Source organism: Ureibacillus thermosphaericus, from assembly GCF_012396605.1.
Lineage (GTDB): Bacteria > Bacillota > Bacilli > Bacillales_A > Planococcaceae > Ureibacillus > Ureibacillus thermosphaericus.
Genome location: NZ_JAAXPW010000025.1, coordinates 1 through 15,401 on the forward strand (window position 1 = coordinate 1; position 15,401 = coordinate 15,401).

The 15,401-nt window shown below is 35.9% G+C and carries 16 protein-coding genes and 1 rRNA gene; 16 read left to right on the plus strand and 1 reads right to left on the minus strand.

The window, feature by feature from the left end:
- Positions 1-7 precede the first annotated feature (7 nt).
- From rrf to rsmI, 11 genes are all read left to right on the plus strand, one after another.
- Positions 8-123 (plus strand): 5S ribosomal RNA (gene rrf, locus HF990_RS10260).
- Positions 124-1,186: 1,063 nt separating this feature from the next.
- Positions 1,187-2,608 (plus strand): aminotransferase class I/II-fold pyridoxal phosphate-dependent enzyme, encoded by a 1,422-nt coding sequence (locus HF990_RS10265; protein ID WP_168412554.1) that lies wholly within the window; start codon positions 1,187-1,189, stop codon positions 2,606-2,608.
- A 32-nt stretch (positions 2,609-2,640) separates the two neighbouring features.
- Positions 2,641-3,273 (plus strand): dTMP kinase, encoded by a 633-nt coding sequence (tmk, locus tag HF990_RS10270; RefSeq protein WP_016838878.1) that lies wholly within the window; start codon positions 2,641-2,643, stop codon positions 3,271-3,273.
- Between the two features lie 371 nt (positions 3,274-3,644).
- Positions 3,645-3,974 (plus strand): cyclic-di-AMP receptor, encoded by a 330-nt coding sequence (locus tag HF990_RS10275; RefSeq protein ID WP_168412555.1) that lies wholly within the window; start codon positions 3,645-3,647, stop codon positions 3,972-3,974.
- Between the two features lie 51 nt (positions 3,975-4,025).
- On the plus strand, positions 4,026-4,466 hold the full coding sequence (locus tag HF990_RS10280; RefSeq protein WP_168412545.1) for a YaaR family protein: 441 nt from the start codon (positions 4,026-4,028) through the stop codon (positions 4,464-4,466).
- Between the two features lie 90 nt (positions 4,467-4,556).
- Positions 4,557-5,561 (plus strand): DNA polymerase III subunit delta', encoded by a 1,005-nt coding sequence (gene holB, locus HF990_RS10285; protein ID WP_016838875.1) that lies wholly within the window; start codon positions 4,557-4,559, stop codon positions 5,559-5,561.
- Positions 5,554-6,369: a PSP1 domain-containing protein gene (locus HF990_RS10290; RefSeq protein WP_016838874.1), complete on the plus strand. Its 816-nt coding sequence runs from the start codon at positions 5,554-5,556 to the stop codon at positions 6,367-6,369. Before holB ends, HF990_RS10290 begins: the two co-directional genes overlap by 8 nt.
- A gap of 24 nt (positions 6,370-6,393) precedes the next feature.
- Positions 6,394-6,744 (plus strand): DNA replication initiation control protein YabA, encoded by a 351-nt coding sequence (gene yabA / locus HF990_RS10295; protein ID WP_016838873.1) that lies wholly within the window; start codon positions 6,394-6,396, stop codon positions 6,742-6,744.
- Positions 6,745-6,803: 59 nt separating this feature from the next.
- Positions 6,804-7,553 (plus strand): tRNA1(Val) (adenine(37)-N6)-methyltransferase, encoded by a 750-nt coding sequence (locus HF990_RS10300; protein WP_016838872.1) that lies wholly within the window; start codon positions 6,804-6,806, stop codon positions 7,551-7,553.
- Positions 7,537-7,800: a GIY-YIG nuclease family protein gene (locus HF990_RS10305; RefSeq protein ID WP_016838871.1), complete on the plus strand. Its 264-nt coding sequence runs from the start codon at positions 7,537-7,539 to the stop codon at positions 7,798-7,800. The genes HF990_RS10300 and HF990_RS10305 overlap by 17 nt, the downstream gene beginning before the upstream one ends.
- Positions 7,797-8,669, plus strand: a complete 873-nt coding sequence (gene rsmI / locus HF990_RS10310) for a 16S rRNA (cytidine(1402)-2'-O)-methyltransferase (RefSeq protein WP_168412546.1) — start codon at positions 7,797-7,799, stop codon at positions 8,667-8,669. Before HF990_RS10305 ends, rsmI begins: the two co-directional genes overlap by 4 nt.
- Positions 8,670-8,806: 137 nt before the next feature.
- On the opposite strand, the gene HF990_RS10315 is transcribed toward rsmI, so the two are convergent.
- Positions 8,807-9,085, minus strand: a complete 279-nt coding sequence (locus tag HF990_RS10315; protein WP_016838867.1) for an AbrB/MazE/SpoVT family DNA-binding domain-containing protein — start codon at positions 9,083-9,085, stop codon at positions 8,807-8,809.
- A 368-nt stretch (positions 9,086-9,453) separates the two neighbouring features.
- Here HF990_RS10315 and metG point away from each other — a divergent pair, with 368 nt between their 5' ends.
- The 5 genes from metG (at position 9,454) to rsmA (ending at position 15,356) form a co-directional block, all read left to right on the plus strand.
- Entirely contained in the window at positions 9,454-11,418 is a 1,965-nt protein-coding gene (gene metG / locus HF990_RS10320) for a methionine--tRNA ligase (protein ID WP_016838865.1), read from the plus strand.
- Positions 11,419-11,669: 251 nt separating this feature from the next.
- Complete coding sequence (locus HF990_RS10325) at positions 11,670-12,440, plus strand: TatD family hydrolase (RefSeq protein WP_016838862.1); 771 nt, start codon at positions 11,670-11,672, stop codon at positions 12,438-12,440.
- A 133-nt stretch (positions 12,441-12,573) separates the two neighbouring features.
- Positions 12,574-13,767 (plus strand): G5 and 3D domain-containing protein, encoded by a 1,194-nt coding sequence (locus HF990_RS10330; RefSeq protein ID WP_168412547.1) that lies wholly within the window; start codon positions 12,574-12,576, stop codon positions 13,765-13,767.
- Between the two features lie 151 nt (positions 13,768-13,918).
- The gene (gene rnmV, locus HF990_RS10335; protein WP_016838857.1) at positions 13,919-14,485 is read left to right on the plus strand and encodes a ribonuclease M5; all 567 of its coding nucleotides are present in this window, start codon (positions 13,919-13,921) and stop codon (positions 14,483-14,485) included.
- Positions 14,478-15,356: a 16S rRNA (adenine(1518)-N(6)/adenine(1519)-N(6))-dimethyltransferase RsmA gene (rsmA, locus tag HF990_RS10340; RefSeq protein WP_168412548.1), complete on the plus strand. Its 879-nt coding sequence runs from the start codon at positions 14,478-14,480 to the stop codon at positions 15,354-15,356. The genes rnmV and rsmA overlap by 8 nt, the downstream gene beginning before the upstream one ends.
- The last annotated feature ends 45 nt before the right edge of the window (positions 15,357-15,401 follow it).

Below are 15,401 nucleotides of genomic sequence, written 5' to 3' on the forward strand. Positions count from 1 at the left end.
CATATAGTGAAGTGACGATGGCGAAGAGGTCACACCCGTTCCCATACCGAACACGGAAGTTAAGCTCTTCAGCGCCGATGGTAGTAAGGGGCTTCCCCTTGTGAGAGTAGGACGTCGCTTCGCAAAAAGGCACCACAATAGTGGTGCTTTTTTTATTGCAAAAGTTGAAGCCCCTTACTAACAAGGACTGAAAGTCCGATCGGCGCGATACAGAAACCACATGTTAAACAAAAGTAAAATAAATACTTGAAGGAGACGAGAAGCACGGGGACCAAGAAGTTCAAGGAAGCGAGGCAGCCCGGAGCGGAGCGTACTAAGTACGTGAGCACCGGACTGCCGAAGCTGACACAGAAATTCGCCGGTCAACGTGCTTCGGAGTTAGCGCCGATGGTAGTTAAGGGGTCCCCTTGTGAGAGATAGACGAGCGCTTCGCAAAAGGCACCACAATAGTGGTGCTTTTTTTATTGCAAAAGTTGAAGCCCCTTACTAACAAGGACTGAAAGTCCGATCGGCGCGATACAGAAACCACATGTTAAACAAAAGTAAAATAAATACTTGAAGGAGACGAGAAGCACGGGGACCAAGAAGTTCAAGGAAGCGAGGCAGCCCGGAGCGGAGCGTACTATGTACGTGAGCACCGGACTGCCGAAGCTGACGCAGAAATTCGCTGGTCAACGTGCTTCGGAGTTAGCGCCGATGGTAGTTAAGGGGTCCCCTTGTGAGAGTAGGAAGTAATATGCCACTGTAAAATGCTAATTTCACAAGTGAAAACCCAACGGTTTAAAAAGATAGTCTTTAAAACAAAAAATAATTAAAATTTTACAGCGTTTAATTGAAAATAACAACAAGGACAAAAAGTCCACTCGAGTTCAAATAAACCGCAGTACAACTAAAGAAACCTACAAAAGAAAAGCATATACCAACATTTAATTTCAATTAATAAAGAGAAGATACAGTGTATGAGCACCGGACCGCTGAAGCTGACGCAGAGTTTTGCCGGTCAACGTGCTTCGAAGTTAGCACCGATGGTAGTAAGGAACCCCCTTGTGAGAGTGGATGTGGCTTTTCAATAATACCACTGTAAAGTGGTAATAAAATCTTTCTAACTATTTTATAGGTAATAACAAGATGAGTTTTCTCCCTATTAAGACTATAATAAAGGAAGAGTATTTAGCGGGGTGAGATGATGAGAATAGGACGGCCGTTAATTGAAACATTGGAGAATTTTGTGGAAAAACAACCAACATCCTTTCACGTTCCGGGCCATAAAAATGGATTGATATCAGGATTACCGCAACCAATACAAGGCATGTTACCCTTCGATGTAACAGAACTAACAGGACTTGATGATTTCCATCATCCAAAAGAAGTTATATATGAAGCCGAAAGATTATTAGCCCAAACATACGGTGCAGATCGCAGTTTTTTTCTAGTGAATGGTTCAACAGTGGGCAATTTGGCGATGATTTATGCAACTTGTAAAAGAAACGAAAAAATCATAGTACAAAGAAATGCACATAAATCTATTTTTCATGCTCTTCAATTAATTGGTGCTAAACCGATTTATGTCTCGCCTGAATGGGACGACGAAACTAGAACAGCAACTCACGTTTCGTTAACTACTTTAAAAGAGGCACTACGAATACATCGAGATGTAAAGGCTGTAATTTTAACTTCTCCAACCTACTATGGAGCGGTATCAAATGAATTAAAACAACAAATCGAATTATGTCATCAGATGAATATTCCGGTATTAGTCGACGAGGCCCATGGAGCTCATTTAACAGCAAGTAAACAATTTCCGGAATCTGCATTAGATTTAGGAGCAGATATTGTTGTTCAATCGGCCCATAAAACGTTACCAGCCATGACAATGGCCTCTTTTTTACATATCAAGTCTAATATTGTTGAAGCAGAGCAGGTCAACCGTTACTTACGAATGTTGCAATCAAGCAGTCCATCCTATATATTATTGGCTTCATTAGATGATGCAAGACATTATGTTCAAACATATTTAGAAAGCGATGCAAATTATTTATTGGACAGAAAAAAGCATTGGATTGAAGCATTGCGTTCAATTCAATCGTTACAAGTCATTGAAATGGACGATCCTTTAAAAGTGTTATTAAGGGTGCGAAGTTATAGCGGTTTTCAATTGAAGGATGCGTTAGAAAAGCAAGGAGTATATTCAGAATTAGCAGATTTACATCAGGTATTATTCATATTGCCTTTATTAAAACAAGGACAAAGTTATCCTTTTGCAGAAACGAGAATGCGTATTAAGGAAGCGGTTGAGTCTTTACAAAGCGTTGAAGAAGTACCTATCGAATTTGCAGCAGCATTTAAAGAAGTGAATAAAATATCCATTCCTGAATATTCATTTTGTGAATTAGAGGAAAAAGATACGGAATGGATTCCCTATATGCGAGCAATAGGTAGAATTTCAGCAAGTATGGTGATACCATATCCACCAGGTATCCCTTTACTCATTCCTGGAGAAAAAATTACTGTATCGAAGCTCAGTCAATTGGAAGAACTATTAGCGGTCGGAGCATCTTTCCAAGGGAATCATCAACTTGAAGAAAAGCTGATATGCGTCTATAAATAAACAAAGAGTAAACTGGATGGAGGAACAGACTTGTGGGTTATTTAATCAGTTTTGAAGGTGGAGAAGGCTCAGGTAAGAGTACAATTCTTAAACAATTGGCAGAATATTTAATTCAACAGGGGTATTCCGTAGTTTGTACGAGAGAGCCTGGCGGAATTGAAATAGCAGAACAAATTCGAAATGTAATTTTAGACAAAAAGAATGTAAATATGGATGCAAAGACAGAGGCGCTTTTATATGCTGCCGCAAGAAGGCAGCACTTAGTTGAGAAAATCATACCTGAGTTGGAAAAAGGAACGATTGTATTATGCGACCGCTACATTGATAGTAGCCTTACTTATCAGGGATATGCAAGAGGATTGGGGATAGAAGAAGTATATACCATCAATCAATTTGCTATCGGTGATTTTTTCCCTGATTTAACGTTATATTTAGATGTATCACCAACAATTGGACTTTCAAGAATACAAAAAGATGGTGAACGAGAAGTCAACCGATTAGATTTAGAATCATTGGAATTTCATTCAAAAGTAAGAGAAGGTTATTTGAAACTACTTAAACAGTTTCCAGAAAGAATAAAGGCCATTAATGCAGAAAATGAAATTGAAGTAGTACTAGAAGAGGTAATAAATATTGTATTACCATTCTTAAAAGACAAAAGTTAATGATTTCGAGTTCTCTAATGTTTTTCAAAACCAATTTCATACAACCAAAAGGAATGCATTCTAATGAAAAGAACGCATTCCTTTTATTTTGCGTAAAATAACTGCATAAGGATGATGGTGATATAGCCCTTTGTGTAGAATAAACTTTTTTGGGTAAGAGTAATAGAGAATTGGATTTACTTTGTTAATAAAGGTATTTTGTAATGATAAAAAGGAATCTTCAATAAAATAATATAAATTTCCATATTTTAATCATAAATATTCTTAACTGCTAAAAAGTTATTTATTTATTCTTGTCATAAGAACAAGGAAATGAAGTGAACATGTAATGTATGGTATAATAAAAACACGCAAGTTAGGAGTGAATGCGTATGAAATTAGTAATTGCGGTCATTCAAGACCAAGATAGTAACCGACTGTCTAATGCCTTAATGAAGCAAAATTTTCGTGCGACTAAGTTAGCGAGTACAGGAGGATTCTTGCGCTCAGGGAACACTACTTTTCTAATTGGTGTAGACGATCAAGATGTTTCCAAGGTATTAGACATTATTCGAGATAATTGTCGGGCAAGGGAACAAATGGTCACTCCTGTTTCACCTCTTGGAGGAAATGCAGATACCTATATTCCGTATCCGGTTGAGGTGGAAGTTGGTGGTGCAACGGTATTTGTTTTACCGATCGAAGAATATCACCACTTTTAACAGCTTATACTTTGCCAAATCCCATGAAAAAGTGAGCGAGGGCTGAATGAAGTGAAAATTAATCAAGATTTACGAGTTGGAATCAAAACAAATATACATGAAATGAAGCAACCAAATGAGGCAAATCAACGCTTTGGAGAATTGGTTGTGAAGCAAGGACAGAAACTGCAAAGTGAGCAATTAACTCGATTGCTAGGAGATATTTCCGCTGCAGGTGATCGAGTAGCAAGGTCAAGAAACTTGCGAGATTTAGCGAGATTTAAGATGCTTGTGAGGCGATTTTTACAAGAAGCTGTTGAATATGGCCTTGAACTAAAACAGTCTCACACTTGGAATCGATTTGGTGAAGGTAGAAGACTTAAAATTATTAAGAAAATTGATGAACGTTTAGTTGAACTAGCTCAAGATTTATTAGATGAAGAAAAAGAAACGATTGATTTGCTTGATAAAATTGGCGAAATAAAAGGTTTGTTAATTAATTTATATATGTAAAACCCGTGTCTTTTACCATGGTGATAGACACGGGATTTTTTCTAAAGAAAATGAAGGAAGTCAACCTGATCAAAGAAAAGGTGAAAAGAAATGCTTGATACAGTGGATGAGCTAATGAAGCTGCAACCAATCGTCATAAAACAATTACAAATGATTTTTGAAAAGGGACGTATTGCACATGCTTATATTTTTGAAGGCGAAAGAGGAACAGGCAAAAAAGAAGTAATGAAGTTTTTTGTTAAATTAATGTTATGTCAAAGTCCGTCGAAAAATGTTCCATGTGAAACATGCAGAAATTGTAAACGCATAGAATCAGGCAATCATCCCAATGTTTTGCAAATAGAACCTGATGGTCAATTTATTAAAGTTGAACAAATTCGTGATTTAATATCAAATATGACAAAAACAGGTATGGAAGAAGGCAGAAAAATTTATGTAGTTCATCATGCAGATAAAATGAATAATGCTGCAAGTAATACATTATTAAAATTTTTAGAAGAACCAGATGGATTAGTGACAGCAATACTCTTAACGGAGCAATATCAATCGATATTGCCAACGATTCAATCACGTTGTCAGCATATTAAATTTTCAAGTATTCCTAAAGACTTTTTAGTCCAACAATTACAACAGCAAGGGTTAACGTTTTCCATGGCATCAACTGTCAGTCAAGTGACAAATAGTCTTGAAAAAGGTCTTGCTTTAGCACAAGATGAGCAGTTTGCACTAGCGAGAAAAACAGTGTTAAAATTAGTTGAGACTGTTAGAAAAAATGTCAATGAAGCCATGCTAATTGTATATGATGAATGGCTTCCAAATGTAAAAGATAAAAGTGATTTTGAACTCAGTCTTGATTTACTTCTGTTAGCTTATCGTGATATTGTAGCTATAAAGGCAAACCCTGAAAGTTCTTGTACCTATCCAGATATGGTAGATACATGGAAGGAAATTGCATTAACTTCTACTTTCGAACAATTGTCGAATCAAATGCAAGCAATATTACAAGCAAGACAAAATGTAGGTCGTAATATGAATCGCACGCTTTTAATGGAACAGCTTATGCTGAAATTGCAGGAGGGGTATTCCTTTGTATAATGTGGTAGGTGTCCGCTTTAAACGGGCGGGTAAAATATATTATTTCGACCCTGGAGAATATCAACTTGAAAAAGACCAATATGTCATTGTTGAGACAGCTCGAGGTGTCGAATATGGAAAAATTGTTGTTCCAATGAGACAAGTTGGTGAAAATGATGTTGTTTTGCCTTTAAAGCAAGTTTTACGTCCTGCTACAGAGCGAGATAAAATCCAAGTGGAAGAAAACAAAGCTGAAGCAAGACGAGCTTTTGATATAGCGAATGTAAAAATTGCTGAACATCAACTGGAGATGAAACTTGTTGATGTTGAATATACATTCGATCGAAATAAAGTGATTTTTTATTTTACAGCAGAGGGAAGAGTCGATTTCCGTGAATTAGTGAAAGATTTAGCTGCGATTTTCCGAACTCGTATCGAACTTCGCCAAATCGGTGTAAGGGATGAAGCTAAGCTTCTTGGAGGTATTGGTCCTTGTGGTCGAATGCTCTGCTGTTCAACATTTCTAGGAGATTTTGATCCGGTCTCAATTAAAATGGCGAAAGATCAAAATTTATCATTAAATCCGACAAAAATTTCAGGATTATGTGGTCGTCTTATGTGCTGTTTAAAATATGAAAATGACGATTACGAAACAGCGAAAGATGGAATGCCTGATATTGGCGAGACAACTATTACTCCTGATGGGATTGGAACAGTCGTTGGAATCAATGTGCTAGAAAGAGTCATTCAAGTATATTTAGAAGAGCTTGAACGCACCGTTGAATATACGCTGGAGGAAATACTCGAGTGTGAAAAGAATCTGATATAGATTAAAACTAATGGGGTGGCTTGGTTGAGGGACCGTAATTTTTTGGATTCTATAATGGAATTTGAACAGCAACTAGAAACGTTACAACAGCAGTTTAACGAGTTAAAAAAATTTGTTGCACATATGGTAGAAGAACATCAGTCACTTCAAACAGAAAACTTTCATTTAAGAAGACGACTAGAAGAACTTTCGAAAGCAGCAGAAGGAACTTCTGAACAAGGTGAAAAGAAAAGCTATTTAGATATTGGGGAAGGATATGATAATTTAGCTCGACTATATCAAGAAGGGTTTCACGTATGCAATGTACATTTCGGAAGTTCCCGCAAGGGTGAAGACTGCTTGTTTTGTCTATCGTTTTTTAATAAAAATGGTTAATGTAAAGGCTGATACCCGAATTGGGTACAGTCTTTTATTTTCATGAGGAGTGTGTAAGTGTGGAAGATTGGTTAAAGGATGATGAACGGTTAGATTATTTATTAGCAGAGGATTTACGAATTATTCAAAGTCCTTCCGTTTTCTCTTTTTCTTTAGATGCCGTTTTATTAGCGAAGTTTGTTAACATTCCTATTTCAAAGGGACAAATTGTTGATTTATGTTCAGGAAATGGTGTTATTCCTTTATTTTTAAGCACTCGCACAAAAGCAAAGATTATTGGAGTGGAAATTCAAGAGCGGCTGTATGATATGGCAGTAAGAAGTATTCAATACAATAGATTAGAAAATCAACTTCAAATGGTTCATGGTGATGTAAAGGACATTCCTCCGCTACTCGGCATTGAAAAATATGATGCTGTGACATGTAATCCACCGTATTTTTTAGATATTGAATCAAGCGATAAAAACTTAAACGAGCACTATACGATTGCCCGCCATGAAGTATTGCTTACATTGGATGAGGCAATTCATGCGGCAAGCAGGTTGCTGAAACAAGGCGGAAAGGCAGCCTTTGTACATAGACCGGGGAGATTACTTGATATTATTACTTCTATGCGGAAACATCGTTTAGAACCGAAACGAATTCGCTTTATCTATCCGAAAATGGGGAAAGAAGCAAATATGTTGTTGATTGAGGGAATCAAAGATGGCAAGCCGGATTTAAAAATTTTGCCTCCTCTGTATGTATATGATGACAACAATCAGTATACAGCTGAAATGAGTGAAATCTTATATGGTGGAAAAGGATAAACATTATTTTTACGTCTTGGAATGTGCCGATTCATCTTTTTATGCGGGATATACGAATGATTTAGAACGAAGAGTGAATCAGCATAATGCGGGCAAAGGAGCAAAATATACGAGAGGAAAGCGGCCGGTAAAATGCATATATTATGAAATTTATGAAACAAAAGAGCAAGCAATGAGAGCTGAATACGCCTTTAAACAATTAAAACGTAGCGAAAAATTGAAATATATTGGGAGATGTAAAAAATGAAATCTCAAAAAAGTAGCATGTATGAACAAAGCAGTTGTTTATATTTAGTTGCGACGCCCATTGGAAATTTAGAAGACATTACAATCAGGGCATTGCGCATTTTAAAAGAAGTGGACATCATTGCGGCAGAAGACACAAGAAATACGAAAAAACTTTGTCATTATTACAACATTACGACACCGTTAGTTAGCTATCATGAACATAATCAAGAACAAGCAGGAGAAAAAATATTGCAGTGGTTAAGAGATGGGAAATCAGTAGCATTAGTAAGTGATGCGGGGATGCCTTGCATATCTGACCCCGGTGCTGATATTGCTCAAAAAGCGATTGAGGAAGATTTTGCAGTAGTTCCTATACCAGGTGCCAATGCAGCCATGTCAGCTTTAATTGCATCTGGTTTAACGCCTCAACCATTTTACTTTTTCGGTTTTTTAAATCGCAACAAAAAAGAACGAAAAAAACAGTTATCTAATCTCAAAAATCGAAAAGAAACATTAATCTTTTATGAAGCACCCCATCGTCTAAAAGATACATTAAAAGATTTAGCAGCGGAGTTAGGCAATCGGAAAATTGTTTTAGCACGAGAGTTAACAAAAAAATTTGAAGAGTTTTTACGTGGTACTGTAGAAGAAGCAATTCAATGGACAGAAGAGAATGAAGTGAGAGGGGAATTTTGTATCGTTATTGAAGGATCGCAAAATGAAGTGGAAGAAAACAATGAAGATGCTTATTGGACAAACATGACGATTCAAGAACACGTAGATTTACTAATGAGAGAAAAACAACTTTCTTCAAAAGAGGCAATTAAAGAAGTGGCTAAATTAAGAGGTCTTCCAAAAAGGGAGGTTTATCAGCAATATCATTTATAAAAAAGAAGGGCTGTCTAGAAACTATCTAGACAGCCAACCCTCTTCGAAAATCGAAGTTATGTTCCTCTGATAGATAAAAATGCACTAGTGTCGTATGAGGAGCGATTTGCCTTATCAGACACGTCCCCATATTCAACTTATTTGTTTAACTGTTGTTGAATTTCTTTCAGTAAAATTTCGGCACCTTCTGGACTTAAAATTAATTTTCCTCCAGCTAAGCGGAAATTTTGATCTGAAACTTCTCCAGTAATAGCGCAAGTCATGTTAGGCATGTATTTTTTGAGGATGATTTTATCATCGTCTACGTAGATTTCTAGTGCATCTTTTTCATTGATGCCAAGTGTGCGTCGAAGCTCAATTGGAATCACTACACGACCTAACTCATCAACTTTACGAACAATACCTGTAGATTTCATGACAATGTTTTCCTCCTATAAATGAGTCATAATTTTAGAATAAATCTCGTATTCGCCAAAATTCGACATTTATTCTTTGTCTGTCTAGAATAATACCAATAAAAGGAATAAACGTCAATAAATTAGCATTGAAGTTTTGAGATTTAATAAAAGAATTTATAAAAATTCGTTTTTTTTATTAAAAAAGTATTAATCGTTAAAGAATATTATTATAAAACGTAGTATTTAGACAAAAAGTTCCATTAATTTTTTAATTGATTGAATTAGTAAAATTCGTCAAAACTTTAGTATAATATGTTAGCGTTGAAACAGAAATAGTTAATCGTTACAATAAATACTATATATAGTTGACAATGGAGGCAGTTTAGGTGAGTGAGAAGAAAACGTTTTATATAACAACACCAATATATTATCCAAGCGGAAAATTTCATATTGGTACAGCATATACAACTGTGGCATCTGATGCTATGGCACGATATAAAAGATTGCGCGGATATGATGTTCGTTTCTTAACAGGAATGGATGAGCATGGACAAAAAATTCAACAAAAAGCCCAAGAAGTTGGAAAACATCCGCAAGAATATGTGAATGAAATTGCTAAAGCAGCAAAAGAATTGTGGGGGAAAATGGATATCTCTTATGATGATTTTATCCAAACCACACAAGAACGTCATGTAAAAAGTGTTGAGAAAATCTTTAAAAAGTTTTTAGACAACGGAGATATTTATAAAGGAGAATATGAAGGTTGGTATTGTACTCCTTGCGAATCTTTCTTTACAGAAACTCAGCTAATTGATGGCAATTGTCCAGATTGTGGACGCCCTGTTCAAAAGTTGAAAGAAGAATCCTATTTCTTTAATATGCAAAAATATGCTGATCGTTTACTTCAATATTATGAAGAAAACCTAGAGTTTATTGAACCGGAATCACGAAAAAATGAGATGATTAATAACTTCATTAAACCGGGATTAGAGGATCTTTCTGTTTCAAGAACTTCCTTTGATTGGGGAATTAAAGTACCAGGAGATCCTAAACATGTCATTTATGTTTGGGTAGATGCGCTAACAAACTACATTACTGCTCTTGGATATGGTTCGGATAATGAAGAATTATTCAATAAGTATTGGCCAGCCGATGTTCATGTCGTAGGAAAAGATATTGTTCGTTTCCATACTATTTATTGGCCGATCTTCCTAATGGCATTGGGATTACCGCTTCCGAAAAAAGTATTTGCCCACGGTTTCATTATGATGAAGGATGGAAAAATGTCGAAATCGAAGGGGAATGTTGTTTATCCGGAAATGTTAATTGATCGTTACGGATTGGATGCAACGCGTTACTTCTTACTTCGCGAATTACCATTTGGGGCAGACGGCGTATTTTCTCCAGAATCATTTGTAGAGCGGACAAACTATGATTTAGCAAATGATTTAGGTAATTTATTGAATCGTACGGTTTCAATGATTAATAAATATTTTGATGGAATCATACCAACAAAAGGTTTAGAAGAAACAGAATTTGATGCATCATTAAAAACTCACGCAAAAGAAACAAAAGCTGCATATGAAGCCAACATGGATAAAATGCAGTTTAGTGTTGTATTAGCAGAATTGTGGTCATTTGTTTCAAGAACAAATAAATACATTGATGAAACAGAGCCTTGGGTGTTGGCAAAAAATGACGAAAACCATGGCAAATTAGGTCAAGTAATGTATAATTTGGCCGAAAGTTTACGTCATATTGCAGTAATGTTACAACCGTTTATGACACAAACACCAAAACGCATAATGGAACAACTTGGTTTAGATGAAAAATTATTGGCTTGGGAAACGATTGAAGAGTTCGGAAATGTTATACCAGAAAACACAAAAGTGGTAGAAAAAGGAGTACCAATTTTCCCAAGATTGGACGCTGAAGTAGAAATAGAATATATTCGTGAGCAGATGCGAGCTTCTGTAAAAACACCTCAAGAGGAAGAAACGAAAAAGCCAATAGAAGCTCCTGAAGTGCCGGAAATCACAATTGAAGATTTCCTAAAACTCGATTTAAGAGTAGGTACTGTTACAGCATGTGAACCAGTTCCGAAAACCGATAAACTACTTAAACTTCAAGTGGATTTAGGCTATGAACAACGTCAAGTAGTTTCAGGAATTGCTGAGCATTATAAACCTGAAGAATTAATTGGTCAAAAAGTAATTGTTGTGGCCAATTTAAAACCAGTTAAGCTTCGTGGCGAGTTGTCTCAAGGTATGATTTTAGCTGGTTCTCATGATGGTGTGTTAAAAATTGCGACAGTAGATTCTGCTTTGGAAAATGGTGCGAAAGTAAAATAATGTGATTAGCCTGTTGATGAAATGATTCAACAGGCATTTTTGTTCAAAACTCATTTTAATTAATTATATTAACATAACGATTTTGGTGGTTAATTGGAATTAAATGAAAACCTTTTAGTATGAATAGACTATATTTATTACGAAAAAATAAGGTAAATATCATAAGATTGGGTTCTTGTAATCGAATTGTAATCTTTTTGTTAAGTCAGTAATGTTCGTTAGCAATAAAATAGACGGTAGGTGTAATCAAAATGTTTATTGACACACATGTTCATTTAAATGCAGATCAATTTCAAGAAGATTTACAAGAAGTAATTGATAGAGCACGAGCTGCAAAAGTTGAAAAAATGATTGTTGTTGGCTTTGATCGAATAACGATCGAGCGAGCAATAAAACTCATAGAGGAATATGAATTTATATATGCAGTAATTGGTTGGCATCCAGTAGACGCAATCGATTGCACAGAAAAAGATTTAGCATGGATTGAAGAGTTGACCCATCACCCTAAAGTCGTTGGCATTGGTGAAACGGGATTGGATTATTATTGGGATAAGTCACCGAAAGAAGTACAGCAAGAACTATTTCGACAACAAATTCGTTTGGCGCAAAAAGTTAATCTTCCAATCATTATTCACAATCGTGATGCAACGGGGGATGTTGTAAGAATTTTGAAGGAAGAAAACGCTCAAACGGTCGGTGGCATCATGCATTGTTTTAGTGGAAGCGTCGAAACGGCACTGGAATGCATCAAAATGAATTTTATGATTAGTTTAGGTGGGCCTGTTACATTTAAAAATGCCCGCTTGCCGAAAATGGTGGCGAAAGAAATTGCATTGGAGCATCTATTAATCGAAACAGATGCACCTTATTTAGCACCGCATCCATATCGAGGAAAAAGAAATGAACCTTCTTTTGTACCGTTAGTTGCAGAAGAAATTGCTCGGTTAAAAGAGATGTCGGTTGAAGAAGTTGCGAAGGCAACGACTGAAAATGCAATCAAGATTTTTAAGCTAAATGTATAAATTTTAAAAAAGCCTCCAATACTGCAGATTAATAGGGTTTAAAGTTACTAAAATACTAAACTAAAAAATTTTTTAGTTGACATAATTAGAAGTTGCCCGTATAATCCAACGAGTGTTAAGGAGGCGTTTTTAAATGTCAAGTAATCCCATAAGGAAAATTTTGTTTGGGATCAAGTATAAACAATCAGTGGTCACCATTTTGTTTATGGTATTGTTTGTGGCAGTTATTTCCTTTGTTTTGTATCAAGGAACAAAAAAGCCTGTGACAATACATGCAAATGGTGAAGAAATTAAAATATTAACTCATGCAAAAACTGTTGAAGAATTATTGAAAGATGAAAATATTGAAATATCGATGCATGATAAATTATCTTATTCACTTGATGCCAAAATTACATCGGGAATGGAGATTGAGTGGATTCAAGCAAAACAAGTAACAATTATTATCGATGAAAAAGAACAAGAGATTTGGACAACCGAAACGAAAGTCAAAAATATTTTGAGTGAAGCAAACATTCAAGTAGCCGAATACGATGAAGTTTCTATTCCTTTGGATGAAGATTTAGGTGATGAAAATCAAATTAAAATTAATAAAGCGTTTCAGGTAACACTTGTTGATGGAACTGAAATGAAGCAAGTGTGGTCCACTTCCACTACGGTCGCTAACTTTTTAAAGCAACAAAAGATAACACTAAATGAACTAGATCGTGTCGAAAAAAAATTAAGTGATAAGCTAAAACCAAACGACGAAGTCACGATTGTTCGCGTAGAAAAAGTTACCGATGTAGTGGAGGAAGAAATTAACTATCCAGTAGAAACAAGATCAGATTCTTCGTTGTTGAAAGGCAGAGAAAAAGTAATTTCACAAGGAAAAAAAGGAAAAGTATCAAGAACATATGAAATTACGAAAGAAAATGGAAAAGTAGTCAAAAAGGTTTTAAAGAATGAACAAATTATCGAAAAACCTAAAGCAAAAGTGGTAGCGGTGGGAACTAAAGTAGTAACAGCTAAAGTATCTCGTGGTACAAGCGAAAGTGGGAAAGAGTTTTATGTAACTGCTACTGCATACACTCCATACTGTGATGGTTGTTCCGGTACATCCGCTGCAGGAATTAATTTGCGTAGCAATCCGAACTTAAAAGTAATTGCAGTAGACCCAAATGTAATTCCTTTAGGTTCAAAAGTTTGGGTTGAGGGATATGGATATGCTATTGCGGGTGATACTGGCGGTGCGATTAAAGGAAATAAAATTGACGTACTTGTACAATCAAAGCAAGAAGCTATTCAATGGGGTCGTAAAAAAGTACGAATTAAAGTATTAGACTAAATTTTATTGAGCTTTCCTGTTTTTAAAAAACGGGAAAGCCTTATTTTTTTTAAAATTGCAGAAGAGCAGTAATCTTAAACGAACATTTCTTGTGAAAAATGTTGATGTTTTGTACAATTGTCCAAGATAAAAGTAGAAGAGAGGAACAAAGTTGGAAATTAAAGAAATCATCGTTGTCGAAGGTAAAGATGATACTATTGCTATTCAAAGAGCAGTAAAAGCAGATACAATCGAAACTAATGGTTCTGCTATTTCTGAAGAAACATTACTCCGCATTCAGCATGCTCACGAAAAACGTGGGGTTATTGTATTCACAGATCCTGATTATCCAGGTAGAAGAATTCGAGCAATTATCGAGGAGCGTATTCCAGGAGTAAAACATGCCTTTCTTTCAAAAGAAAAATGTATAGCTAAAAACGGAAAAGGTCTTGGAATTGAACATGCAAGTGATGATGATATACGTCAAGCATTAAAAAATGTATATACACCCATTACAGAAAAGCCTTTAAAAGAAGAGATAACCATTGGGGATTTAATGAGTGCCCGCCTCATTGGCCATCCGCTAGCAAAGAATCGCAGAATTCGGTTAGGCGAAATACTAAATATTGGGTTGACAAATGGAAAACAACTGCATAAGCGATTAATCATGTTTCAAATCACTTTTGAGCAATTTTCACAAGCGATAGCGCAAATTGATCAGGAGGAACAAAATGTATAAAGACATAGCAACGCCAGTACGAACAAAAGAAATATTAAATCAATACGGATTCGCCTTTAAAAAAAGTTTGGGACAAAATTTTATTATTGATCCAAATATTCTTCGGAATATTGTGAGTTACGCAAACTTGAGTGAAGAGAGCGGGGCAATTGAAATTGGACCGGGCATTGGAGCATTAACAGAGCATTTAGCAAGGAATTGTAAGAAAGTCGTTGCATTTGAAATTGACGGCCGTCTATTACCTGTATTGGAAGATACATTAAGCCCTTATTCAAATGTAAAGGTAATTCATTCAGATATTTTAAAAGCGGATGTCGCAAAGGTTATAGAAGAAGAGATGCAGGGAATCAAAGATATTATGGTGGTTGCAAATCTTCCGTATTATGTAACAACCCCAATATTGATGAAATTGTTGCATGACCGCTTACCGATACGAGGGTTGGTAGTCATGATGCAAAAAGAAGTGGCAGACCGTATAACGGCAAAACCAGGAACAAAAAATTACGGCTCGTTATCAATTGCTGTGCAATATTATGCGACAGCAGAGGTTGTAATGACGGTGCCAAAGACTGTATTTATGCCGCAACCAAATGTAGATTCAGCAGTAATTCGACTAACGATGCGCAACATGCCGCCAATCCAAGTAATCGATGAAGACTTTTTATTTATTGTAGCTAGAGCCTCTTTTGCTCAACGAAGAAAAACGATTTTAAATAATTTACAGTCTGGACTTCCATCAGGAAAGGAAAAGAAACAGCAGATTGTGGATGCATTGAATCAATGTGGCATTGAGCCTACCAGAAGAGGCGAAACATTGACAATTGAAGAATTCGGGAAACTTTCAGACGCTTTATTACCACATTTTAGGTAATTAGTGGGAAACATTACAAAAAATATGACGAAAACTTAATTTTTA